Raw genomic sequence first — 23765 nt, forward strand, 5'->3', positions numbered from 1 at the left:
TTAATAGCTTTTTTCTATATAAATTATTTGTCTACTATAATGACAATATGGACTAAATCCTTTGCAGGAATTAGACAATGAATGCGCAATCGCCCGCTAATACCCTTGAGTCTTATTGCCACCTTAAAAATGATTGGGATGGTGATGGTGCTACAGCCCCTCAAGAAATTGATATAAAGAATGCATTTCAGTTTTTAAAAATAATCCTAAGCTTAGATATTCAGGAACCTATTGTTGGAATCTCTAGCGATGGGGAAATTAATTTTGTGTGGAATAAAAAAGAATTCGGGATTTATATCGATGTGGGTTTTATAAATGGCGGTTTTTCATATTACGCTATAGATTCTGATAAAAAAGAAAAACTTAAAAATGCAGATGCGTATAATCAGGAAGATTTATTATGCCTTATGGAAATTCTTCGACCAAGATTGGAAGCTCATGTATAGATTCCAATGATGAAATTATTAGACATATAATGTGTAAAGATTTCAATAATCAAACGAATACAGTAAAAACTTCCGCCTTTGATACCGCCAAATTATCAACTGAAGGAATCTCCGTTTCGATAGAAAGACTTTTAAGTCCAACTATTCGCCATCATATAATTCGCGCATTGGAAAAAGGAAATAAATTTACCTACATTTGCGACTATATAAGTGCGGCTGATGAAATAGTAGGCATTCAGGATGACAACTCTAACCCCGCATTTAATTTAAATTATTCTCCACTTGCTCTTAATGTAGCTCATGCAGATATTAAATTTTCTTCATTTATAGCATCCTTAACTAGAGCTGAGCACAAAAAATATCGAAAATTATTAATGGACGTATTCATAATTAAGTAATTACAAGATTTATACTCTAGAAAGAGTGAATTTCCATCTCTCGATAGAGCCTCTTTTTCTTAAACGACTACTAAAAATCACTGTGGGGAATTTGCGTATTTCGGTACGACACTGTTATACATCGTAGGACATTTGTAGTGGTTTCCTGCGATAATAATTATAATAAAATCAATCAGTTATTTTTCAATTGACGGGCTCATAATCCGCTGCTCACATTTCCTCCCCTGTAAATGATTTCCTGGGACAATTAGAATAAAGGGGACATTTAAGACCATCATGTGTTTTAGCAATACCAACTGAAAGCTGAACCAGTGGGACAAAATACCCAGTTCTACGCTGTTATATGATTTTCTTATGAATTGTTTGACTTCCTCTTTTAATCGGATATATGATTTTCTCGAGTTTTAATTTGCTTTTAATTTATAAAAGCAATAATGGATAAACTTGAAATGTTACCAGTTTCACAACTGGATCTTTCGAATTAGGAATGGATCTCCGCCTAGGCCGGCATTATGCCGATTTGAAATATCTATTTGCGAGGTAACACTATGTCTTATAAAACTTCCCGTATTGATCTCATCAATGAATTTGAAATCGCACCAGAATCAACACTTTTTGATCAAAAAACTTTAGCAGCCATCCTAGGCTGCTCAACCCAATTGCTTGAGCGAAATCGCTGGGCCGGACAAGGTGTTCCTTACATCAAAATCGGCCGGACAGTACGCTATCGCAAACAGGACATTCTTAATTTTCTCCAACAACAAAAGGTATACCACTCTACGAGTGAGCATAACTCTTTGATTGCCGTATGAATTTGGCTTGATACAGAAAGCTGGAAGGTTTGAGGCCGCATACCTAAACCTTCCTCATCTACTTTGGAGAACTTTATGAATTCAACACAAATATACCATGTCGATTTTTCGAAACAAAAGAAGTCATTTCAATATTCCAATGGTTGCTTTCAGCTTACGAGCGATGGCGTCGTTTTTCTTGGTAAAGATAAGGATGGTAATGAATTACCACCCTGCTGGATTTGTTCAGCATTAGATGTCGTAGCAAAAACAAGGGATGCTCATAGTGGTGAATGGGGCAGACTTCTATCATGGATTGATGATGATGGCGTTAAACATCAATGGGCAATGCCGTTAGCCCTTTTGCAGGGTGATTCGAGTGATGTGAGACGTGAACTTGCAAGATTAGGCTTAACTATTTCTCCCAATAAATACGCACGAGATTTGTTATCTTCCTATATTCAAGTTTTCCCTGTAGAAGAGCGTGCCCGTTGTGTTGACAAACTGGGTTGGCATGATGAGCTGTACATTGCAGCAAATGAGGTAATTGGACAATCAACTGAACAAATTGTTTTTCAGAATTCGCAGAGTATAAATCCCACTTGGTCTAAGTGTGGCAGTGTAGAAGACTGGCGAAATTCCGTTGGACGCTTGGCGGCAGGAAATTCTCGTTTAATTTTTGCCATATCTGCTGCTTTTGCACCTTGCCTTGCAAATATCGTCGGAGAAGATTCAGGTGGTTTTCATTTAAAAGGCGCGTCATCTTCTGGTAAAAGCACTGCTTTAAAAATGGCTGCCTCTGTTTGGGGTAAACCTGATCACTACATTCGCTTATGGCGGAGCACCGCGAACGGTTTAGAGGGGTTGGCAGCACTTCATAATGATGGGTTGCTTATTCTTGATGAACTAAGTCAAATGGATCCCAAAGAGGCAGGTGAATGCGCTTATCTTCTGGCAAATGGACAAGGAAAAACTAGAGCCTCTAAATGTGGTTCCGCTAAACCATCTGCGCGCTGGTCATTATTATTTCTTTCAGCGGGCGAAGAAACACTTTCTTCATTAATGGCTAGAGCGGGTCAAAAAACGAACGCCGGCCAGGAAATCCGTTTGGCTGACATTGAAGCCGATGCAGGATCAAACATGGGAATCTTTGAAACTCTGCATGAATTTTCCACCCCTGCTACCTTGGCGCTAAAACTTAAAGAAGCGGCTAATCAAAGCTACGGTACAGTGGGTGTAGAATGGCTTAGAAATATTGTGCAACAGCGCCAACAATTAGCCTCTATACTGTTGATCCAGATCCAACAGTTTATCGGGAAGGTTACACAACCAAGTTATTCAGGACAAATTCAAAGAGTAGCCAGACGTTTCGCGCTTGTTGCCGTTGCAGGAGAACTGGCTAGCCATTACGGATTAACAGGTTGGGAAAAAGGTGCTTCTTATAAAGCAGCAAAAAAATGCTTCTATGATTGGCTCAATGAGTTTGGCAGCAATGGTAATCGTGAAGATCGGGCAATATTTTCGCACGTCAGAGCTTTCTTCGAATCTTACGGAGCTAGCCGTTTTGATAGTGCTCGTGAACCTAACAATGAACGGATTCAACATCGAGCGGGATTTTATAAAACCGATGAGCAAGGTTTCCGAGTCTATATGGTGTTATCGGAAGTGTATCGAAAAGAAATTTGTCAAGGATTTGATCCCAAGTTAGTTACTAAAGTATTACTCGATGCAGGATGGATAATACCCGGAAATGATGGGAAATCATCCCAAAAGCCAAGAATTAAAGGGGTTGGTATTCCGCGATGTTATGTATTCACTGAACGTTTATGGTCGGATGAATATTAAATTTTTATCTTTGTCCCGTTAGTCCCATAATAGCTATTTAGTTATGGGACTCTAATTTCCAATAATTACCAGGTTGTCCCAGCTATCCCCTTTGACCCACCGAATTCTATGATTAATCAGCGTACCGAAAGAAACTCATTCAATAGCATGCTTATGGATTTAAAAATTTCGAAAATTATAGGGCGGGGTTAAAGTTCTATGTTCTTAATTTAGTGTCCCTGGATTTAGAGAAGACCCAATTTTATTGGTATACATTCGACACATATTCGACACGTTAGATTTGAGATTTTGATGATTTTGCTTAGAAGCCTTGTGGGATTTGGCTCCCCGGGACGGGCTCGAACCGCCGACCTAATGATTAACAGTCATCCGCTCTACCGACTGAGCTACCGGGGAATGAGGCGGAATCTTAAATCGATTCCGCTGGTGGGTCAAGGGGGTTTGCGACAATTTTTTACTTTTTGCCTTTTAAGCTAATCCCCTGGGAGTTACATTTGTTTTAACGACAGAAACGCTGTAGGCGATCCATTGCGTCACGCAGGATATCCATGCTGGTAGCAAAGGAAAGACGGATGCAACCTTCATTACCAAAGGCGGAGCCTGGAACCAGGGCTACACCAACTTCCTGTAATAATTTTTCAGCAAATTCAACATCATTTTGATAACCACGTTTTTCGATAATTGCCTGGACGTTGGGGAAACTGTAAAAGGTTCCATCAGCGGGAATCACTTCTATCCCAGGAATATCAGATAAACGGCTGACGATGTAATCGTGGCGTTGACGGAACGCTTCAACCATTTTTTTCACTTCTTCATCGCCGCCGTTTAACGCCGCTACTGACGCTTTCTGGGCAATAGAGCAGGGATTAGATGTTGATTGGGATTGTACCGTAGCCATGGCCCCTATTAAGGGTGCTGGGCCGCCAGCATAACCAATTCGCCAACCGGTCATCGCATAGGCCTTAGAAACACCATTTAAGACAATAGTCCGCTCATATAATTCCGGGCAGGCATTTAAAATATTGGCAAAAGGTTGAGTCCAAATGATGTGTTCATACATGTCGTCAGTGGCAATGAACACGTTCGGATGTTTTTTTAATACGTCACCCAAAGCCTTCAATTCAGCGAGGCTATAAGCTACACCGGAGGGATTCGAGGGGCTGTTTAAGAAAACTAATTTGGTTTTTGGTGTAATCGCTGCTTCGAGCTGCGCTGCAGTAATTTTAAAGCGAGCAGCGGGCGTTGAAGGAATAAACACGGGCACACCGCCAGCTAATAGCGCGATATCAGGATAAGACACCCAGTAAGGTGCTGGAATGATGACTTCATCACCTTCGTTAATCAGGGCCTGGCATAAATTGTAAACACTTTGTTTGCCCCCGACAGAAACGAGAATCTGATTTAACTCATAATCTAAATTATTATCGCGTTTGAATTTGTCTTTAATCGCTTGCTTTAGTTCAGCAATACCCTCAACCGCCGTGTATTTGGTAAAACCGGCCTTAATTGCAGCGATCGCCGCATCTTTAATATGTTGTGGAGTGTCAAAGTCGGGCTCACCCGTACCCAACCCAATAATATCCAAACCTGCTGCTCGCATCTTAGCGGCTTTTGCTGCTACCGCCAGGGTAGGAGACGGTTTTACCTGTTGTATGCGATCTGACAGTACAATATTCACGTTTAAACTCCTGTGCTTTGTTGCTGATCAACTGGTTTTGTTTTAAAAACTGTCACAACACCTTATTGATCGGTTATAGTTACACTATGAAAAATACATTCAAAGTTTACTCAAATTATCAGCCTGCCGGTGATCAACCTGCTGCCATAGCATCCCTGATTGACGGCCTGGAATCTGGTTTAGCCCGCCAAATTCTACTAGGCGTCACCGGATCAGGTAAAACCTACACCATTGCACATGTTATCCAGGCGATGAAAAGGCCAACTCTTATTATGGCGCCGAATAAAACCTTGGCAGCCCAGCTTTATGGCGAATTCAAAACCTTTTTCCCTGATAATGCAGTGGAATACTTTGTGTCTTACTATGATTATTATCAGCCAGAGGCTTATGTCCCAGCTTCTGACACGTTCATAGAAAAAGACGCATCCATTAATGAACATATCGAACAGATGCGCTTGTCAGCCACCAAAGCGCTAATCGAACGCAAAGATGCCATTATTGTCGCGACGGTTTCTGCCATTTACGGTTTAGGTGATCCCGATTCTTACCTGCGTATGTTATTACATCTCTCTAGAGGAGAACAATGCGAACAACGCAAGATTTTAAAACGATTGGCTGAAATGCAATATGTTCGCAGTCAGGTTTCGCTGGAACGAGGGCAATTTCGGGTTCATGGGGATGTCATTGATATCTTTCCTGCCGATTCTGAAAAAGAGGCTATTCGTATCGAGCTCTTTGATGAAGAGGTGGAAAACATTTCCCGCTTTGATCCACTGACTGGTGAAGTGTTGCAGCGTTTACCACGAGTCAGTATTTTCCCTAAAACCCATTATGTCACGCCGCGTGAGCGAATTTTGGAAACGATTGATTTGGTCAAAGAAGAGTTACAGGAACGTCTTGCCGAATTCACAAGCCAAGATAAATTACTGGAAGCACAACGTTTGCAACAGCGCACTGCATTTGATATTGAGATGATGTTGGAATTAGGTTATTGCTCGGGGATTGAAAATTATTCCCGCTATTTATCAGGTCGTAAGACTGGCGAACCACCACCCACCTTGTTTGATTATTTGCCACCGGAAGCGTTACTTGTCATTGACGAATCGCATGTGACAGTCCCTCAGATTGGCGGCATGTATCGAGGAGACAGGGCGCGTAAGGAAACCCTGGTTGCCTATGGTTTTCGCTTGCCTTCCGCCCTGGACAATCGTCCCCTGCGTTTTGAGGAATTCGAGCAGCGCTCGCCGCAAACGATCTATGTCTCGGCGACACCCGGGCCTTTCGAGCGTGATCATTCTGACAACATTGCTGAACAAGTCGTACGCCCTACCGGCTTGGTGGATCCGGAGGTTATTATCCGGCCAGTTAAAAATCAGGTTGATGATTTACTTTCTGAAATTCGCCAGGTTGTCGCCCAAGGGGAGCGTATTTTAGTAACGACACTAACCAAACGTATGGCAGAAGATTTAACCGATTATTTGCGTGAACATGGGGTAAAGGTCCGTTATTTACATGCCGATATTGATACCGTGGAGCGAATGGAGATTATTCGTGATCTCCGTTTGGGAGAGTTTGATGTGCTGGTGGGGATCAACCTTTTACGCGAAGGCCTGGATATGCCAGAAGTTGCTTTGGTTGCCATTCTTGATGCGGATAAAGAGGGTTTTTTGCGCTCTGATCGCTCCTTGATTCAAACCATCGGTCGAGCTGCCCGAAATATCAATGGCCGCGCTATTTTATATGCTGAGCAGATAACAGGTTCCATGCAACGTGCTATTGATGAAACGGAGCGGCGGCGTAGTAAACAGGAAGAATTTAACCTGAAACATGGTATTACTCCCAAAACAATCCGCAAATCTATCACGGATATCATGGAAGGAGCCTATAGCAGTCGACGTAAAATGGAGGTCGCTGAGCGGCAGGCGCCTTATTTGTTAATGACGCCAGAACAATTAGCAAAACAAATAAAAATTCTGGAAAAACAAATGCATAATCACGCCAAAAATATGGAGTTTGAACAGGCTGCGAAAGTGCGTGATGAGTTGTTACTCCTCAAGGAACAGCTGAAGGCCGGGTAAATAGTAACTCCCAAGGGCAAAATTTGAACTTAAGCACGTGGCGTGCTAAGGTAATAGGCCTTGCTTTATCTTTACGACGTTCTGCAGTAGCTAAGAAGTTCATTATTCAGGGAGTGAAAAAATGAATATTGGTGAATTTAAACAGGCGGTGCGTGAATTAAGACAAGCATTAAAACAAGAGGGAGTAGCATCCGTTACTCAGCTTGACGCACCGTCAGAGGCCTTTAAAGAGGAAAACGCATTAGGCGCGTTTTTCGAGGGAAATGGTGAGGGTGAGGAAGTCTTTTCTTTAGTGCTCCAACTGGGTGCTCTGTTACAGGATTTAAGTGATGAAAGCCCGGTTTACCCTGAACTCGTGGTCGAGGTTCGTCTGATTTTGGACCAGTATTGGGCCTGGGTAGCAAAAAATATCCCACGTGAGAACTGGCAAAAAGGGAAGGAGGTCAGTCCCTGGCTGTACTTGCAAAAACAGTTAAGCCGTGCAGGGCTATTAGAAAGTGATTGTCATCACCCTATTCTTTTCCGTGTATTAGCTAGACAATACCTTTCTTTAGGTCAGAGCCAGTTAGAATTAGATAAACTGCTGTTTATGCTTACCCGTTCTGGCCGACTGATCAGTTATGTAGAAAAAGGGGAGATCCCCGGTTATCCGATGGTTCAATTAAACGCATCTATTGCCAAAATAGAACGTCACCAGCTTGGGCATGAAATAGGGAAGCTCAAAGCAAAAACAACAATACTGGTCACTCTTTTTTATTTGCTTCACCGTTGTTGTACTGTTGAGCAATTAGCCCTCATACCCCAGTTAATTTATTACCGCTTGCATACTACTGACGAAGAAAGAAACTCCGAGCTGGCGATCTTTACCAGCTTATGCAGTGATATTCCGGTTTGGCAGGCTTTTTTTGCGCGGAACCATTACTATGTGGATGCCAAGGTATTTAAGGAAGAAGCGTGTTTAAAAGAGATTGCTTCGTTAATACCCACGGCACGCATGGCGCTCCTTCACGCAGTTGATAATACACGTTGGATATACTCGTTTATTTATCAATCCAGGCAATTACAACTTCTTGATGAGAATCAGTTGCTTGCACATACTATCGAGTTGTTCCGCAAAGAGTTTGCCACCTTGCAAGATCGCTCTTACTCGGCTGCACTTGATTTTGCGGCAGAAACGAGACGGCAAATAAACTGCCTAACGGAAAGAGAAGCGAATCTGGTGCATGATGCTTTATATACTTTTTGTCTGTACGTGTATGAAGAGGAGAGGCCCAAGGATAAATTTGCCAATCCATTTGCCCCTTCCGGGAAGACTAAATGTAATGCTGCTGAGAAAAAACGTAAAGATTTAGCCGGGTTTCCGATTAAATATGGTTTTTTTGAGGTTATTGCCTTAAAGCAGGGGCGTTTAGGTGCATTGGTTAATATGTTCGAGGGCGACGGCTCAGGCCATAAACTGGTATAAGATACCCGACAGCTATGATTTTGAACCCTGGGGTTCAAGTGGGGGGCAGATGAGTCAGTTCAGGCTTCCCACTTATAATGGGCTTGCACAACGCCGGCTACAGAACGCTCCCCTAATTGTGAGTATTGGTTCACAAATCAGTCGCTGTCGGGTTAGTTGCAGTATAGCATTATTGCTTTTCAGATAAACTGGTCTACCCTGAATTTACGCATTCTTTTCGTTGTATTCGATGAAGAAAATCTTGTCGACGGGTTTTGATTGCTCTTTAGTCCAATTCAATGCGGCAGGATCCTGCGTGCTGGATGTTGGTTTAAACAGCTGAATTGTGGAGCCTAACCGGATTAAATGAATAGCGATAATCGACAGGCATCATCGCTATCAACAGGCACCAACACGCTTAACAAGGCTAATCAGTTTGCGGATCCTGGCTAATATTGCCATGAACCACCTGGTGAATTTTATTTTCCAGGGAATTGATAAATTGAGTCACTTGTAAACGTTGCTGTTCTTGCTGTCTCTGGCAGCTGATCAATTCATGACTGACATGAAGTGCGGCCAGGAGCAGTGTTTGAAAATCGTCCAGTTGTTTAAATTTTTTCTTGTTATGAATGATTCTTTCATTCAGCTTATCTGCTGCCTGTTGTAGATTCTCCACCTCATTATCAGGGCATTTAATCTCATAGGATTTATTCATTAACTTGATGGAACATGATTTAGAAGTTGTCATTTTATCGCAACCTGTAGTGACCCGTACTATTAAATGGTAACAATTTTGGTTTGCCCGAGCAAATCAGTTATTATTAGTTATTTTATGCTAATGAGCTTATTATGTCTGCTGAAAATAATCCCATACACCTTCCTACCTATCAATCATTCGTGGATACTATTTCTGTTTTAGGGCTACCGATTTCCAGCAGTGAATTGCATGGTGTGATGTGCGGTTATCTTTGTGCGGGTGCCATCGCTGAGGGCGAAGCTTATTTGCGTGCGTTAATGGTTAATTATAAGCGCAATGAATCGACCCGGGCTGCAGCGCTTGCCATGTTTGATGTTTATTCAGTCAGCCAGCAACAACTTGCCAATTTTGATTTTGAATTTCAATTAATGCTGCCTGATGAACATGAGGCCCTTGTTGATCGTGCCCAGGCTTTTAGTGAGTGGTGCGAAGGGTTTACGCAAGGAATGACGATGGCTGGTATTAGCTATGAACAATTGCAAGAAGATGAATCGCAGGAGGCGTTACAGCATTTACTGGAATTTGCCCAATTGGATTACGAGTCGTTACAGATTGATGAAGAGGATGAAAAGGCATTGATGGAGGTCAGTGAATACGCACGTATGGCCGTTTTGCGCTTGTACGGTGATTTACTCGCTAATCATGAAGGCCGTGATTCTTCCAGTACCACCCATTAACGGTAGAATTCTTGAAAGGATAGTTAGATGATTAGTCAGCGAGAATATCAGGAAAGACGTCGAAAATTAGCGCAAAAATTACCCCAGGGCGCTATTGCAATTATCCCTGCCGCTGATGAGGTCGTAAGGAATGGTGATGCGCATTACCGCTTTCGCCAGGATAGTGATTTTTACTATTTAACAGGGTTTAATGAGCCGGAAGCGTTGTTATTGATCGTGGCCGGTGAAAACAATGAAGATTATTTATTTAACCGTCCCCGTAACCCTGCTCAAGAGCAATGGACTGGCAAGCGCCTGGGTCAAGAAGGAGCCTGTCAAGAACTCAATATGACTGCCGCTTATGCCATAGAGACGCTCACTGAGCATTTACCAGCGTTTCTGACAGGCAAGACTGCTGTTTATTACGCGATCGGTCGTTATCCAGCGTATGAAAAACATGTTTTACAAGCCTTACAGACCTTAAAAGGACAAATAAGACGAGGTGTTAAAGCACCGGAAGCCTTGTGTGATTTGGAGCCTGTACTAAGCGAAATGCGTTTAATCAAAACAACAGCAGAAATCGCATTGATGCGTCGGGCTGCTGATATCTCGGTTGCCGCTCACAAACGTGCAATGCAGGTTTGTAGCCAGATTGCTTATGAATATCAATTGGAAGCAGAACTGCTTTATGAATTTAGTCGTCAAGGTTGCCGGGCTGTTGCTTATGATCCAATCGTTGGTAGTGGTGCAAATACTTGTATTCTTCATTACACAGAGAATAATCAGCCATTACGTGATGGTAATTTGGTGTTGATTGATGCTGGCGGTGAATTCGGTAATTATGCGTCTGATGTCACCCGAACTTTCCCTATTAATGGCCGCTTTAACCCAGAGCAACGGGCTATTTATGAGTTAGTCCTTAAGGCCCAGAAAGCCGGAATCGCTTGCATTAAACCAGGGATAGCCTGGAATGAAATTCAGCAAAGGATAGTTCGTATTTTGACCAGTGGCTTATGTGAATTAGGCTTATTAAAAGGCCAGGTGGATGAGCTAATCCATCAAGACGCTTATAAACCTTTCTATATGCATAATTCCGGGCATTGGCTAGGGTTGGATGTACATGATTGCGGTCACTATAAAATCGAGGGTCAATGGCGTCCCTTGCAGGCAGGGATGGTGCTTACCGTAGAGCCAGGCTTGTATATCAGTGCTGGAATGGATGGGGTTGAGCAACGCTGGTGGAATATTGGTGTGCGAATAGAGGATGATATTCTTGTAACCGAGGATGGTTATGAGAATTTGACGGCTGCTTTGCCGACAGAAATAACAGAGATTGAGGCGTTAATGCGTGGCTGATAAACAGGTTGATATTCTAATTGTTGGTGGCGGATTGACTGGCGCCACATTAATGCTTGCTTTGGCCAACAAAGGGTATAGCACCTTATTGGTTGATGCGAACTCTTTTAGTAACAAAGTCAACAGTGATTTTGATGCGCGCACTTTGGCGCTTTCTCCAGCCAGCGTACGGATTTTACAACTGTTAGCGATTTGGCCGCTTTTGCTAAAAGACGCAACCCCTATCACGACAATTCATGTGTCCGATCAATATCGTTTTGGTGCCGCGCGTTTGCAAGGCGAGGTAACCCATCCTTTAGGCTATGTCGTGGAAATGCAGTCTATTAACCGCGCCTTGCATGAATTATTAAAAGGGGCCGAGATTTTAGCGCCTGCCAAGCTGACCGCATTGGATAAGCAAGAAGGGTTAGCAACTATTAGCAGTGCTGCTGGTGAGTGTACTGTTCAGGCCAAGCTAATTGTCGCTGCCGATGGTGCTGAATCTGCAGTGCGCCGTTTTAGTGGTTTGAGAGTGAAGCTAAAAGAGTATGGCCAGCAGGCGATTGTCGCCAATATCGGTTTGGCCAGAGCCCATCGAGAACAGGCTTATGAGCGTTTTACTTCCTCTGGGCCTTTAGCCCTATTACCAATGACTGATAATCGTGCTGCCTTGGTTTGGGCTTTGCCCCCCGACGAAGCTAAACGCCTGATGGCGCTTAATGAAAGTGCTTTTTTAACGGCGTTGCAACAGGCTTTTGGTTACCGCTTGGGACGTTTTTTAAAAGTGGGCAAGCGAGTTATTTATCCTTTACGCCAGGTATTTATGCCAGAGCAAATTGCCTGGCCTTTAGTCTTTGTCGGCAATGCTGCCCACACCTTGCATCCAGTAGCAGGACAAGGGTTTAATCTGGGTTTACGCGATGTGGCGACTTTAGCCCAATGCATTATTGAGGATGGCCTGAATGACAAGATGCTACAGCGTTATCAGGCGATGAGACGCCATGATCAAACAGCGATAATCCGCTTAACGGATGGTTTGATTAGTCTTTTCACTAGCCGTTTGCCAGGGGTCGCTTTGGCTCGCAATCTAGGCCTCATTGCGATGGATAACAGCGCGCTATTAAAAAAAATCTTAACTCGCTACACACGCGGTTTTGCAGGAATAACGCCGGATTTGGTTTGTGGGATCGCTCTGGAAACCAAGGAGTCTTGATGAACCAGCAATTTGATGTGGTTGTTATTGGTGGGGGAGTCGTTGGTTTAACGGCTGCTTTGGCAATGGCTCAGCAAGGATTTTCTACTGCTGTGGTGGATGCCGGTACTTTAGCAGTTAACGCAGCAAAACCCGATAGTCGTGTTTATGCGATTAACCAGGCCTCTCAGGATTTATTGCAGCAGCTTGGGGTTTGGCCGCAATTAGATCAAACGCGCGTATCGCCTTACCAACGGATGTATGTCTGGGATGCTGCAAACGGAGTCCATATTGAATTTGATGCACGTATGATTGCGGCACAACAATTAGGGACGATTCTGGAAGAATCCATCCTTAAGCAGGCCTTATTGCAAGAAATAGCCAAACAGAGCAACGTTATCCTATTTCCAGAGAATGCAGTCACGGCAGTGAAACAAGAGGCGGATTCAATTACTGTTAGCAGTGCTGGTAAATCCTGGCAAGCGCAATTGTTGATGGTTGCTGATGGTGGTAATTCCCCTTGCCGTCAATTACTGAAAGTCCCTTTGACGAGTTGGTCTTACCATCATCAGGCTATTGTTGCTTCGGTAAGTACAGAGAAAAAACATCAAAAAACGGCTTATCAAGTCTTTAATGCTGATGGCCCTCTGGCATTTCTGCCCCTGATAGATGAGCAGCAATGCTCTATTGTCTGGTCAACGACGCCCAATGAAGCAAAGCGGTTAATGGCTCTTACCGATGAGCAATTCAGTCAGGAATTAACCAGGGCTTTTGCCAAGAAGTTAGGGCAAGTGAACGTGCAGGGAAAGCGGCATCAATTCCCTTTAATCATGCGCCATGCTAAACAATACACGGATAAGCACTGGCTTTTATTAGGGGATGCTGCGCATACAATTCACCCGCTTGCAGGCCTTGGTCTTAATGTCGGTTTGGCGGATGTCTCTGCCTGGTTGGCCTGCCTGACTGATAAAGGAAAAGGAACGTTAACTTCATCAAGGGCACTGGGGGCTTACCAACGTCAACGCAAGCATGCTGTTTGGCAGGTGATTGCCATGATGGATGGTTTGAAAACACTGTTTACCAGCCCTTTTACTCCCATGATTGCCCTTCGCGGTTTGGGTTTGCGTATTTCCAATCATTGCCCGCCGCTAAAGCGCCTGTTTATTGCGCAGGCTGTGGGAAAACCGTTGGACTATTAGGGGGGCTGGCCCGTCGACTGTCATGGCGCTTAGGGCCGGATTTTTTGTGCTTCGCGGTTCACCTACTTGCGTGTAGGCTCCGTTGCGGTGCTCGAAAATCTAGTCCTAAGTACGCATAAGAGCGTGGAAAAGTTGTTTTAAATGCGGTAAGTTAGCTAATCAGGTGGAAATGTCATCAACAGTTCCTATGACGACATTAAAAAAAATAATAAATACCGGGATGTGTAATGACTTTAAAGAAATTGCAAGCTGTTGGATTGGGTTGTCTCGTATCAGCCAGTGCTACCGCGGGAATCATGGGTGATGAGTACTGGGATGGCGATTCGGCCTGGGTTATCACTGCAAGTGCCGGGCCTGCATGGATGAAAGCCGGTGAAACGCAAACCATCTATTTGCAATCGGATGTATTTAAAACCTATACGGCTGACCGCGACAAGGAGACAATTGCTGCGGCTGAATTATTTTTTGGCATGCAAAGAGTGCTTAATTCCAAATTGCAAGGCCAATTGGGATTGGCTTTCGCCGGAACGACCTCCTCATCACTGGATGGCGATGTTTATGAAGATGGGAACTCCTTCTACAATGACTTTGCCTATAGCTACAAAGTGCAGCATATGCATGTTGCTTTGAAAGGTAAATTGTTGCTTAACCTCGACTTTGATTACGAGATCGTCCCTTACATAAGCGGCAGTCTAGGTTATGGTCGAAACAAGGCCTCTTCCTTCTCTATAACACCACGAATTCAACAAGCGGTACCTGCGCCATCGTTCCAGACAACAAGCACCAATAGTTTCAGTTATACCTTGGGTGCGGGGATACAAATGCCCTTCGCAGCTAATTGGTGGGCTGGCATTGGCTACGAATGGATGGGTTGGGGTAAGAGTGAATTAGGACGTGCGCCCGGGCAAACGATGGGAACTGGACCCAGTATTAATAATATCACCAGCTCCCAATTTCAATTAAGTTTGACCTATTTGTGTTAAGGATTGTTTTTCAAGGATTGGGTTTGATGATGAAAATAGTAAGTTTATTCAAACGATTGACCATCGCTTTGGCGTTGGGATTTTCCATCACGGCCCAGGCGAATGATTCGCGGCCTGTATTTAACATTGAACCTGTTGTCAAGGCACCTACGGAAATCACTGCCAATGGGACTGGTTTTGCAACCTACCGCGTTACCAATACCTCCATTTTTAACCGTACGCTGGTCATGCAACCCATTTCTGGAATCATTCAGATCACCAGTGGGGCAGGTAGTTGCCCCTATCCCTTTCCTTTGGCTGTGGGACAATCTTGTTTGCTTCGGTTGCAGCTTTTCGGCAGTGAGATACCCCGCCCGCTGTTTTATGGGCCGGTAGTCTGTAAGACCAGAAGCGCGACCGATCTGCGCCCCGATCCTTTCTTATGTTCAAAACCCAAAGATAGCGATGTCTTGCGCGTCAGGGTAACGCCGTCGGTTCCAGCGACGATTGATGCCTCCCCCAATGTAAGAACTTTTTCCGTGGGGGGTACGGCTACAATCACGGTGACCAATACGTCAACAAGCGCTTTTGCACAAAATATTGCGGCTCAAATTCCACTTGGAAGCCCACTTACTGTAAGTAGCAACAGTTGCGGGGTGCAGTTAGCGCCTGGAAGCAGTTGTACGATCATTTTTACCTCGGCTGTTGCGGTTGCACCCACCGGGGTCATCATTAGTGGTACGAATACCAACCAGGAGACGATAACGCTGCAGGCCGTTTTCGCCACGTTGACTGCTACGCCGACCAACCTGCAATTTACGGTGGGAGCGAATGGCGTAATTACCGTACAGAATGTTTCACCCATAACGGCAAATAATGTGGTGCCCAATTTGGTTGCTCCGATTACCCTGGTTAATAACACTTGTACGCCCACGCTTGCCCCGAATGCGACTTGCACGATTACCGTCACTTCAGCGGTTTCGGTAGCCAGTACTCCCATCACTATTACCGGGACGAATACGTCAAATCCTCCCGCGACGGTTAATGTGACTGTGGCGCCGGTCATTATTACGACCTCCCCGCCAGCCCAGACACCTCCCACGCCGACGCTGCAGTATGAGGCCAATCAAACCCAGGTGTTGCTGATAACCAATACCCAACCGCCAGGTGGACTCAATGCAAACGGTTTGAACGTGGCTCCAGTTGTCCCGGCTGGCATGACCGCTGTCTCTTTTTGCCCTGCCGCTTTGCCGCCACAGAATAACTGCAATATAACCTTTGGTGGGAACACTCCACAAACTGCAACAGTCAATATCGCAGGGACCAATACCAATACTATCCCCATTGTTGTCCAGATTGTAGCTGATCCCATTGTTACAGTAAGTCCACTAGGAGCGCTTGTTTCTATCGATAACAATGGTGCGGTACAGACAGCAGTGACTGTTACGAATACCTCTCCGACGGGCGCGGTTACTGGTATCTCAGCTACCCTTCCTGTCAGCTGGGTTGGAACAGTGAACCTGGACGATAGCCAATGCGCTAATCTCCCGGCTAATACTAGTTGTCAGCTTCTTTTCTCATCCAACACGCCTTTTATACCCGCAGTACTCCCAATCACCACGACCTCACCGATTGCCAATCCACTTGAATTCGCCATCGGTTTTACAAGTGGCAGTTCGAATGACATTGTATTTATGGTTGATACAGGTACTCAGACAATGACTCTGGTCACACCCGCTGACAATTCCCCTAATATTTGGGGCTCTGTTTTGGATTTAAATACCGGCGCAACGGATCCAAATAATGGTGCCCAAAATACTCAGGACATTATCGATACCTATGGCAATGATGATTATGCCGCGAATAATTGCACGGAGTTCTTTGGATCGGGAGTGACCACTTGGTATTTGCCAGCAATTAATCAGGTGAATGCTATCTACACTAACTTACTTAATGTGGGTGGTTCAGGTATAAATTTTGGTAATTTTCAAACGACCAACCCCTACTGGACCTCAAATCAGGCCGACTTGAATTTGGCTATGGCCCAGCAATTCAGTACAGGGCTTCAAGCGGAGTATTATATATTTAATTTCCCCTTCCTGGCTGTGCGTTGTACCCGTACGGCGACTTATCCTGTTCCCTAAGGATTATAAGAGGAAATGTTATCAAACAGAGGATTTTGCAGTGATTAATCCGCGGGCCTCTTCTGTATTCAGTGAATATATGGTTTAATTTTAGCCATGAATCTTTGTAAGGTTGGGACTCGGTGTTGTTTTCACTAAATTGCAGGAGGTTGCTAACCTGGGGTTGTCTGATAGGCAGCTTCTGGGTTGGTGAGCTCTCGGCTGCCTCAGTCCCTAAAGCAAGTGAGGCTCCCTCGCTTTATCGTTGGGTAGATAAGCCCCGGGATGAAGCCTTGCGGGTGGAGCAGGCTGGTGAGCGCTTGCGGCAAGCTATTAAAAATCCTGAATACATGCTGGATAATTGGGTGGATTTACCGGCGTCACCCGAATCACGGCATAAAAAACCACAGCGCCTGAGTTTGCGCGAAGCGATTTTGCTTGCCTTGCGCTATAACCCGAATATCCAAAACGCGGAATTGGATCGTATTATTCAGCGCTATCAATTACGCCTGGCTCATAATGAATTCGAATTGCAATATGCCCTGGCCGGCTCTGCGGTAGTGGAACGAAGCCGCTATAGTGGGGTGGGTAGTAAAACAAACAACAGTTCTTTGGCCACCCCGGAAGTCAATTTGAAAACCAAACTGGGTTCACAGTTGTCCTTGAATATGGACAACAACGTTTCCAATTACAACAGTTTTACACCAGTCCTCAATTTTTCCTTTACGCAACCTTTATTACGCGGTTTTGGCAAGGCGGCCAATGAGGCCAATTTGCTGGATGCCATCGATAATGAATGGCTTAATAAATTGAATTTGCAACAAGCGGTTATCGATCAGATCACCCAGGTTATTATCGCGTATCGAGCATTAATCTTAAGCGGCAATACCTTACAAACCCAACGACTACAATTGAAAGAAGCCCGTAAGTCCTATGAGTTTAATGAGAAAAAAATAGAGGCTGGGCAACTGGAGCCCACCGGTAATATTCAGCAGGCCTACCAAATTGAATCGTTGAGTTTGATGGTCGAGCAGGCAGAGAATGATTTTAAAACAGCAGCCCAAGATTTGCTGCAAACCATAGGTCTTGATCCACAGATGCGGTTATCGGTCCCAAGCGACGTGACCGTGGATCGAATCGTTGTGCCTGATCTGAAGGAATCTATTGACTTGGCACTCAATCATAATACGCAATATTTAGCCCAGAAAATGGTCCTTCGTGCCGATGAGAGAGCTTATGAGGTGGCGAAAAACCAACAGCTTTGGCAGCTTGATGTGGGTGCTAATGTACAAAGTGGTGCGGTCACTGAGGTTGATGCGAATAATAGCGGCTTCCGCGGTATTTACAGCGGCCGCAACCTAACCGAGTCAGCACGGGTTACGCTGACGGTCCCTCTTAATGATGTTAGTCGTCGCAGCCAACTCATTACGGCCAAAGTCAAATTGGAAAAAGATCGTCTTGCCCTTATCGCAACGAAGCGAGGGCTGGAAACAACGATTACGAACACGATTAATGCGATCCAAAGTCTGGCGAAACGATACCAATTGGCTGAAAAGCAGGTTAAATTGGCAGCCCAATCGTATGCGTTAGAAAAGAAAAAGCAGCAAGCGGGTATTGCCAGTGCGCTTGATGTTAATAATACTCAAAATCAACTTATTCAGGCACAAATTGGCTTAATCGTTGCCAAAGTTGCGTATCTTAACCAGTTGTCAGCCTTACAGCGTATACTGGGAACGACGCTTGATCATTGGCAAATTAAACTTAGGTATGGCGAATGAAAAACAGGTTCTATTTATTCATTTTGGTTATGATGGCCAGCTTATTGATGGCGTGCAGCAATCCTAAAGAACAGAAAAAAAGTACTTTGCAGACCTATGTGGTCAAAACAGAGCCGGTGCAAAAGACTTTGTATTTTAACGGGACTATCCAGCCTATCCAGGAAAGTACCTTGACTAGTCCGATGGATGCGATTGTAGAAACCATGCACTTTCACTATGGCCAATTAGTAAAAAAAGGGGCCGTCGTTGTGACCTTGAATTCCACTGATCTACAAAGACAATACAATGACACGCTTACCGAGTATTTAAAGGCTAAGGATAATTTCACCGTTGCCAAGGCAAAATTCATTGGCACCGAAGAGCTTTGGGATGCGGGGTTGCTATCCAAAAACAACTATTTAAGTGAAAAATCCAGTTTGGATACGGCACGGGTAAGTCTGATGCAGTCCACGCGTAAGCTAAGTGAAATGTTAGAGAAAATGGATAACGGTGAAGCGGTAGCCAAAAATCTATCAGCGCTTAATATTGCTGATTTTGCTAAAGTAAAACAAGCCTTGGGTTCAAAACATAATTTGATTCATTTAAAGGCGCCAACGGATGGCGTCTTGCTTTACCCGCCCAAGGCCAGTGAAGATAAGTCAGCCCGATTAATGGTCGGTGCAGCCGTTAAATCCGGCCAGGTGTTAGCCTTGGTTGGCGATTTAACCGGGGTAAGTATTGAAATTGATGTGCCTGAAATTGATATTGATAAAATTCATACCGGTATGGCAGCGAACATCACCGGGGTTGCTCTGGGGAAACAGGTTTTAAAGGGAGAGTTAGTCGCGGTCAATGTACAAGCGTCAAATAATGGCGGCGCTTTACCCTCTTTCAGTGCCGTAGTGGAGGTTAAAAACCTGACCGAAGAACAGCGCCGTTGGGTCAAAGTGGGCATGAGTGCTTCTGTTGAATTACCTATTACAGGGAATGAGCAATTATTAGTACCTATTGTTGCGGTGAAACAAGAAAAAGGTAATTCAGTCGTTAACGTACTTGCCAGTAATGGCTCTTTATCCAGCCGTATTGTATCAACTGGCTCGGCTCAGGCGGATAAAGTCGTGATTGCTTCTGGTTTAAAAGCAGGGGATGTGGTGGCCTATGACTGAAAAGTCATTAATCACCTTGCGTGATATAACAAAGACCTATCAAATTGGCGACGCCTGCTCCCAGGTATTAAAAGATATTTCCCTGACGGTACAAGAGGGGGAGTTAGTCGCCATTGTTGGTGCCTCGGGTTCTGGAAAATCCACACTCATGAATATTATTGGTTTGTTGGATAAAGCGGACAGTGGTCATTACTTACTTCATGAACGAGACGTGGCTGGTTTAACAGCAAATGACTTAGCTGTTTTGCGTAATCAGAGTATTGGTTTTGTATTCCAGCAATTTAATTTGTTACCTCGTTTTAATGCAAGACAAAATGTCGCTTTGCCCTTAATTTATCGTCAGATGGCGACTGGCGAATTGAACGAACGCGTTATGAATGCCTTGACTCGTGTGGGCATGGGCAGTTTTGCTGAACATCGGCCGACCCAGTTATCGGGTGGGCAACAGCAGCGTGTTGCGATTGCACGTGCGCTAGTTGGGGAGCCTCGAGTCATTTTAGCCGATGAACCTACGGGGGCGCTTGATTCACGTACCGGCTCCGAGGTCATGAGTTTGTTTTTAGCGCTGCACCGTGAAGGACGGACTATTATCATGGTAACGCATGATGAACAAATAGCAGCCCAGTGTGCGAGACGGATCACCCTCGCTGATGGGAAAATTATTGCGGAATCCAGGCAATGACTTTATTCAGCCATTTTCAACAAGCGTTGGTTAATTTATCGTCATCAAAATTAAGATCGTTCCTTGCGGTCTTGGGTATCCTGGTTGGTACTGCGGCAGTCGTAGCCTTGATAAGTTGCGGCCAATTGGCAACAGAAAAAGCCCTGGAGCAATTTAAAGCACTGGGCACCGATTTATTGGCAATCTCTGTCTATCAGAAAACGCCTGACAAAACACATAGTAATGAGAGCCAGATACCGATAGCGCTTTGGCGGCAATTACCGGAGCGGATTCCTGCAATCTTGCAAATTGCGCCTTACAGTACGGCTTACCAGCCCTTAAGTTTCCAGGGGAAAATGCTGCAGGGAGCCGTGATTGGGGCGGATGAATCATTAGCTGCTATTATTCATATCAAACTGGCTCACGGCCATTTTGTCTCTTTTGTCGAATCGTTCGAGCATTTTTGTGTGATAGGTGATGGCTTGGCCCGTCAATTACAAGAGGTTAGCCTCGATAATCCGATTGGTAAACAATTACGCATAGGGCAAACACTGTATACCATCATCGGGGTGGCGAAACCCTGGAAAGAGAATGGTTTTTTTAACGAAGATATTAATCAGTCAGCGATTATCCCGATTGCGGGGATGCCCTTAGTGTCTAAAGACAGTAAAATAAATAATGCGGTTGTACTGTTGCAACCAGATAGCCCTATTGATGATGTAATCGCACAAATTAAGCAAATTCTTACTGCCCAGGCACCCAAATTAAATATCTTCCCTCGCAGCGCCAAGCAAATTATTGCGAGTATGGAAAATCAAGGCCGGATTTTTACCTTATTATTAGCCGTCATTGGTGGTATTTCGTTACTAGTCGGTGGAATTGGGGTTATGAACGTAATGTTAGTGTCTGTGAGTGAGCGCAAAAAAGAAATTGGTATCCGCAAAGCGGTAGGCGCAAAGAACAGTGAAATTCAAGCCCTTTTTTTAATTGAGTCCGTCATGTTGTCTTTCCTGGGTGGTGTTCTGGGTGTTATCTTGGGATTAATTTTTACACGGGGGGTTGCCTATTTCAGTCAATGGCATTTTACGTTTTTCTTAATGCCACCACTGGCAGGTTTTGCCGTGTCAGTCGCCACCGGTATCTTTTTTGGTTTTTACCCGGCAAGGCGTGCAGCAAAACTTGAACCCATGGTTTCTTTGCGCAGCGAATAGGGTCTTTGGCATTTCTACTATCTTGGCCGAAAACCGTTAATTTCCTGCGCTTCGCTACGCGTAAATAACGTTTTCGGCTCAAGCTGGCGAAATGGTCAGCAGAACCGAAGAAAAATCAGTGAAAGCCCTTAGTTCTTAAACCCAGGTACAGTTTCATAATGGTCATCATCAGAAAGGTAGTCATCTACTGCGACTTCGGCTCGTTGCTTCACCAGATTATTAATAAAATCCATCAGCGAGTGTTCGCTGTCACGTTCCCAATCACTCAGGATAAGGGCAAGCATTCCTTCTTGTAGTTGCTCCAATTCGGTGTTACCAAGAGCCGGTCCGAAATCTAAAAATTTCAATAAGGCTGTTGCCGCACGGATTTGTAGATGCTCCGTTAAGCTCGAAGTTGCAACGCTAACGTTCTCCTCTTTTTGCTGATTATGATTGTTTTTATTGTCAGATGAGGAAGCAAATAAAGACAGAGCCTGCAAGGATTGTGATAGCCTCTCTTCTTCTGCTTCTTTTACCCGATGTTGTTCGAGGTAAACTTGAAGCCTGTTTTTCAACGCTCCCATAGCAGTTGGCTTGCTCGTTTTAGAGATTTTAAATTCAACATTATCTTCCTCTACCCAATAGCAGTGTAGAGTGTCCATCAGGGTTGCGGTGGAGTAGTTTTTTTCAGTGTCATCATAAAAATGATACTCATCACAGGGAGGAAGCTGACTGATAATGTCTCTAATCTGTGTATTCTTGCCACTCCATGCAAGCCCAAGAAGGTGCGCTTTATAGTCATCGGTTAGGGGGGTGGAAATGATTAGAGGGTATTTGCAGTTTTTTAAGTACACGTTCGTCAGTTGATGGTCTGTAAAGGATTCGAGTTCGCAACGTGTGATATCGTTTTCTGTTAAACCAAGCACGGGCAGCAGATAAGAGAGAACATACTCGGGATCTCTATGAAAGGTAGCAATGGCACAGATTTCCTGATCATTATGGACAACGGTTTTTTGCAAACCACTTTTGGTATTGGATTCCGGATGATAGAGAGCAGGGTTATGCATGGTATGTTCAATACTAATTGTTTTATCAAAATCAAAAATGCGCAGGATAATGGACATAAAAGGAAATCCCCTAAATGGTTCGATTTAAAGATTAGCAGACAAAATGGTAATTTCTTAGCCTGCCTTAATGGAATAGCATTCATTTAGCGATTAAAATAACCGCAGTGACTATTTTATCAGCAAAAACCGCATTGAATAGCATAAAAAATAGCAAATAGAGTGAAGACGGTCTTGAGTATGGGTGTTCCTTAGCAATAAATAAGTTTAGCTATCCGGTTTGCCCTATGCCGATTGTGTGATGTTATCTTTGCTCATCCAATTTGGGTCGAAGAAATTAATCGTTGATTTTGAGCCTGTTGGCAAGCTATTAGGGGCGTGTTGGCATTCGTCAACACGCCTTGGCAAAACGGTAGGGATCCTCGTCTAGACCGTTGGAGCAGGGGGCGGATCTTTGGATAACTCACTGGGGACCCAGCCTACGATTAAGGTGCCTTGATATAAAAATTCGCAGAGAGTAACTGCTTTACAAACGTTAGAGGTCAATTCGTCGCAATCACCTTCTTGAAAGAGTAGAGCAATAGCTAAGCCAGTGTGCGCACCAGCTAGCAGAAGTTGAATAGTGTGGATTAGTTTTTCACTGACATGCGTATCATGGCGAAACAAGGCATAACCAGAGGTTAAAAATTGAGCAAATTTGGTGGGAATGACCGCTGTACTATTGATGGACTCCAATCCTTGGCCAGCGATTTGAGTCACTGCATTCGTACGTTGTGCATTGCGGTGTCCCGCGGTGGAGGTATAGGGAGCTCGCATAGCCACCCAATTTCGGAGGTTGTCGAAAAAACCTGGCATATATTTTCCTTAATCTAATCAAAAGTTGGTCCATTTTTTATCAGCATAAGTCGTATTAGCTGATGGATAAAACTGTAACAAAATTGTTAAGTATTGTAAAAATCATTAGACAGGAGAAGACGGATTGAAATGGTTCGCTTAACGATGCATAATGGCCTATTTTTAAAC

General features: G+C 44.3%; 20 protein-coding genes, 1 tRNA gene and 1 other RNA gene. 16 read left to right on the forward strand and 6 right to left on the reverse strand.

Annotated elements, in window-relative coordinates:
- Window positions 1-77 precede the first annotated feature (77 nt).
- The 4 genes from DYC89_RS00370 to DYC89_RS00385 all read left to right on the forward strand — a co-directional run bounded on the left by DYC89_RS00370 (window position 78) and on the right by DYC89_RS00385 (window position 3480).
- Entirely contained in the window at window positions 78-446 is a 369-nt protein-coding gene (locus tag DYC89_RS00370) for a hypothetical protein (RefSeq protein WP_115220000.1), read from the forward strand.
- The gene (locus DYC89_RS00375; protein ID WP_147285459.1) at window positions 401-844 is read left to right on the forward strand and encodes a hypothetical protein; all 444 of its coding nucleotides are present in this window, start codon (window positions 401-403) and stop codon (window positions 842-844) included. Before DYC89_RS00370 ends, DYC89_RS00375 begins: the two co-directional genes overlap by 46 nt.
- A 548-nt stretch (window positions 845-1392) precedes the next feature.
- Window positions 1393-1656: a helix-turn-helix transcriptional regulator gene (locus DYC89_RS00380; RefSeq protein WP_115220002.1), complete on the forward strand. Its 264-nt coding sequence runs from the start codon at window positions 1393-1395 to the stop codon at window positions 1654-1656.
- Window positions 1657-1731: 75 nt separating this feature from the next.
- Complete coding sequence (locus DYC89_RS00385; RefSeq protein WP_115220003.1) at window positions 1732-3480, forward strand: DUF927 domain-containing protein; 1749 nt, start codon at window positions 1732-1734, stop codon at window positions 3478-3480.
- Window positions 3481-3800: 320 nt separating this feature from the next.
- Here DYC89_RS00385 and DYC89_RS00390 read toward each other — a convergent pair.
- Window positions 3801-3876 (reverse strand) — tRNA-Asn (locus DYC89_RS00390).
- Between the two features lie 103 nt (window positions 3877-3979).
- Window positions 3980-5158: a pyridoxal phosphate-dependent aminotransferase gene (locus tag DYC89_RS00395; RefSeq protein ID WP_115220004.1), complete on the reverse strand. Its 1179-nt coding sequence runs from the start codon at window positions 5156-5158 to the stop codon at window positions 3980-3982.
- Between the two features lie 86 nt (window positions 5159-5244).
- Here DYC89_RS00395 and uvrB point away from each other — a divergent pair, with 86 nt between their 5' ends.
- Window positions 5245-7236 carry an excinuclease ABC subunit UvrB gene (uvrB, locus tag DYC89_RS00400; RefSeq protein WP_115220005.1) on the forward strand — a complete coding sequence of 664 codons (1992 nt, stop codon included), beginning with the start codon at window positions 5245-5247 and terminating at the stop codon, window positions 7234-7236.
- A 121-nt stretch (window positions 7237-7357) separates the two neighbouring features.
- On the forward strand, window positions 7358-8701 hold the full coding sequence (locus tag DYC89_RS00405) for a hypothetical protein (protein ID WP_115220006.1): 1344 nt from the start codon (window positions 7358-7360) through the stop codon (window positions 8699-8701).
- Here the strand turns inward: DYC89_RS00405 and ssrS are convergent.
- Window positions 8701-8857, reverse strand: a non-coding RNA gene (ssrS, locus tag DYC89_RS16900) — 6S RNA. The genes DYC89_RS00405 and ssrS overlap by 1 nt on opposite strands.
- Before the next feature lie 250 nt (window positions 8858-9107).
- Window positions 9108-9428 carry a cell division protein ZapA gene (locus DYC89_RS00410; protein WP_115220007.1) on the reverse strand — a complete coding sequence of 107 codons (321 nt, stop codon included), beginning with the start codon at window positions 9426-9428 and terminating at the stop codon, window positions 9108-9110.
- A 101-nt stretch (window positions 9429-9529) separates the two neighbouring features.
- On the opposite strand from DYC89_RS00410, the gene DYC89_RS00415 reads away from it, so the two are divergent.
- From DYC89_RS00415 to DYC89_RS00460, 10 genes are all read left to right on the forward strand, one after another.
- Window positions 9530-10114, forward strand: coding sequence for a UPF0149 family protein (locus DYC89_RS00415; protein WP_115220008.1), 585 nt, complete (start codon window positions 9530-9532; stop codon window positions 10112-10114).
- 27 nt (window positions 10115-10141) lie between these two features.
- Window positions 10142-11449: a Xaa-Pro aminopeptidase gene (pepP, locus tag DYC89_RS00420; protein WP_115220009.1), complete on the forward strand. Its 1308-nt coding sequence runs from the start codon at window positions 10142-10144 to the stop codon at window positions 11447-11449.
- Window positions 11442-12641 carry a 2-octaprenyl-6-methoxyphenyl hydroxylase gene (ubiH, locus tag DYC89_RS00425; RefSeq protein ID WP_115220010.1) on the forward strand — a complete coding sequence of 400 codons (1200 nt, stop codon included), beginning with the start codon at window positions 11442-11444 and terminating at the stop codon, window positions 12639-12641. Before pepP ends, ubiH begins: the two co-directional genes overlap by 8 nt.
- Window positions 12641-13819 carry an FAD-dependent oxidoreductase gene (locus tag DYC89_RS00430; RefSeq protein WP_115220011.1) on the forward strand — a complete coding sequence of 393 codons (1179 nt, stop codon included), beginning with the start codon at window positions 12641-12643 and terminating at the stop codon, window positions 13817-13819. The genes ubiH and DYC89_RS00430 overlap by 1 nt, the downstream gene beginning before the upstream one ends.
- A gap of 227 nt (window positions 13820-14046) precedes the next feature.
- Window positions 14047-14802, forward strand: a complete 756-nt coding sequence (locus tag DYC89_RS00435) for an outer membrane protein (protein WP_115220012.1) — start codon at window positions 14047-14049, stop codon at window positions 14800-14802.
- Window positions 14803-14828: 26 nt separating this feature from the next.
- Window positions 14829-16925 carry a hypothetical protein gene (locus DYC89_RS00440; RefSeq protein ID WP_115220013.1) on the forward strand — a complete coding sequence of 699 codons (2097 nt, stop codon included), beginning with the start codon at window positions 14829-14831 and terminating at the stop codon, window positions 16923-16925.
- A gap of 167 nt (window positions 16926-17092) precedes the next feature.
- Window positions 17093-18682, forward strand: a complete 1590-nt coding sequence (locus tag DYC89_RS00445) for a TolC family protein (protein WP_425451560.1) — start codon at window positions 17093-17095, stop codon at window positions 18680-18682.
- 29 nt (window positions 18683-18711) lie between these two features.
- Window positions 18712-19827 (forward strand): efflux RND transporter periplasmic adaptor subunit, encoded by a 1116-nt coding sequence (locus tag DYC89_RS00450; RefSeq protein ID WP_425451561.1) that lies wholly within the window; start codon window positions 18712-18714, stop codon window positions 19825-19827.
- A complete protein-coding gene (locus DYC89_RS00455) occupies window positions 19820-20509 on the forward strand; it encodes an ABC transporter ATP-binding protein (protein WP_115220016.1) in 690 nt (229 codons plus the stop codon). Before DYC89_RS00450 ends, DYC89_RS00455 begins: the two co-directional genes overlap by 8 nt.
- Entirely contained in the window at window positions 20506-21699 is a 1194-nt protein-coding gene (locus tag DYC89_RS00460) for an ABC transporter permease (protein WP_115220017.1), read from the forward strand. Before DYC89_RS00455 ends, DYC89_RS00460 begins: the two co-directional genes overlap by 4 nt.
- 128 nt (window positions 21700-21827) lie before the next feature.
- Here DYC89_RS00460 and DYC89_RS00465 read toward each other — a convergent pair whose 3' ends face one another.
- Together DYC89_RS00465 and DYC89_RS00470 are read right to left on the reverse strand one after the other, a co-directional pair.
- On the reverse strand, window positions 21828-22802 hold the full coding sequence (locus DYC89_RS00465; RefSeq protein WP_115220018.1) for a hypothetical protein: 975 nt from the start codon (window positions 22800-22802) through the stop codon (window positions 21828-21830).
- Between the two features lie 366 nt (window positions 22803-23168).
- The gene (locus DYC89_RS00470) at window positions 23169-23597 is read right to left on the reverse strand and encodes a hypothetical protein (RefSeq protein ID WP_115220019.1); all 429 of its coding nucleotides are present in this window, start codon (window positions 23595-23597) and stop codon (window positions 23169-23171) included.
- Window positions 23598-23765 lie beyond the last annotated feature (168 nt).

The sequence above is a fragment of the Legionella donaldsonii genome (genome assembly GCF_900452385.1).
In the GTDB taxonomy this organism is placed as follows: Bacteria; Pseudomonadota; Gammaproteobacteria; order Legionellales; family Legionellaceae; genus Tatlockia; species Tatlockia donaldsonii.

Excerpts from the sequence above, each read along its gene's own strand:
- DYC89_RS00370 (WP_115220000.1), top strand. The coding sequence starts at position 78 with ATGAATGCGCAATCGCCCGCTAATACCCTTGAGTCTTATTGCCACCTT.
- DYC89_RS00375 (WP_147285459.1), top strand. The coding sequence starts at position 401 with ATGCCTTATGGAAATTCTTCGACCAAGATTGGAAGCTCATGTATAGAT.
- DYC89_RS00380 (WP_115220002.1), top strand. The coding sequence starts at position 1,393 with ATGTCTTATAAAACTTCCCGTATTGATCTCATCAATGAATTTGAAATC.
- DYC89_RS00385 (WP_115220003.1), top strand. The coding sequence starts at position 1,732 with ATGAATTCAACACAAATATACCATGTCGATTTTTCGAAACAAAAGAAG.
- uvrB (WP_115220005.1), top strand. The coding sequence starts at position 5,245 with ATGAAAAATACATTCAAAGTTTACTCAAATTATCAGCCTGCCGGTGAT.
- DYC89_RS00405 (WP_115220006.1), top strand. The coding sequence starts at position 7,358 with ATGAATATTGGTGAATTTAAACAGGCGGTGCGTGAATTAAGACAAGCA.
- DYC89_RS00410 (WP_115220007.1), bottom strand. The coding sequence starts at position 9,428 with ATGACAACTTCTAAATCATGTTCCATCAAGTTAATGAATAAATCCTAT.
- DYC89_RS00415 (WP_115220008.1), top strand. The coding sequence starts at position 9,530 with ATGTCTGCTGAAAATAATCCCATACACCTTCCTACCTATCAATCATTC.
- pepP (WP_115220009.1), top strand. The coding sequence starts at position 10,142 with ATGATTAGTCAGCGAGAATATCAGGAAAGACGTCGAAAATTAGCGCAA.
- DYC89_RS00430 (WP_115220011.1), top strand. The coding sequence starts at position 12,641 with ATGAACCAGCAATTTGATGTGGTTGTTATTGGTGGGGGAGTCGTTGGT.
- DYC89_RS00435 (WP_115220012.1), top strand. The coding sequence starts at position 14,047 with ATGACTTTAAAGAAATTGCAAGCTGTTGGATTGGGTTGTCTCGTATCA.
- DYC89_RS00440 (WP_115220013.1), top strand. The coding sequence starts at position 14,829 with ATGATGAAAATAGTAAGTTTATTCAAACGATTGACCATCGCTTTGGCG.
- DYC89_RS00450 (WP_425451561.1), top strand. The coding sequence starts at position 18,712 with ATGATGGCCAGCTTATTGATGGCGTGCAGCAATCCTAAAGAACAGAAA.
- DYC89_RS00455 (WP_115220016.1), top strand. The coding sequence starts at position 19,820 with ATGACTGAAAAGTCATTAATCACCTTGCGTGATATAACAAAGACCTAT.
- DYC89_RS00460 (WP_115220017.1), top strand. The coding sequence starts at position 20,506 with ATGACTTTATTCAGCCATTTTCAACAAGCGTTGGTTAATTTATCGTCA.
- DYC89_RS00465 (WP_115220018.1), bottom strand. The coding sequence starts at position 22,802 with ATGTCCATTATCCTGCGCATTTTTGATTTTGATAAAACAATTAGTATT.
- DYC89_RS00470 (WP_115220019.1), bottom strand. The coding sequence starts at position 23,597 with ATGCCAGGTTTTTTCGACAACCTCCGAAATTGGGTGGCTATGCGAGCT.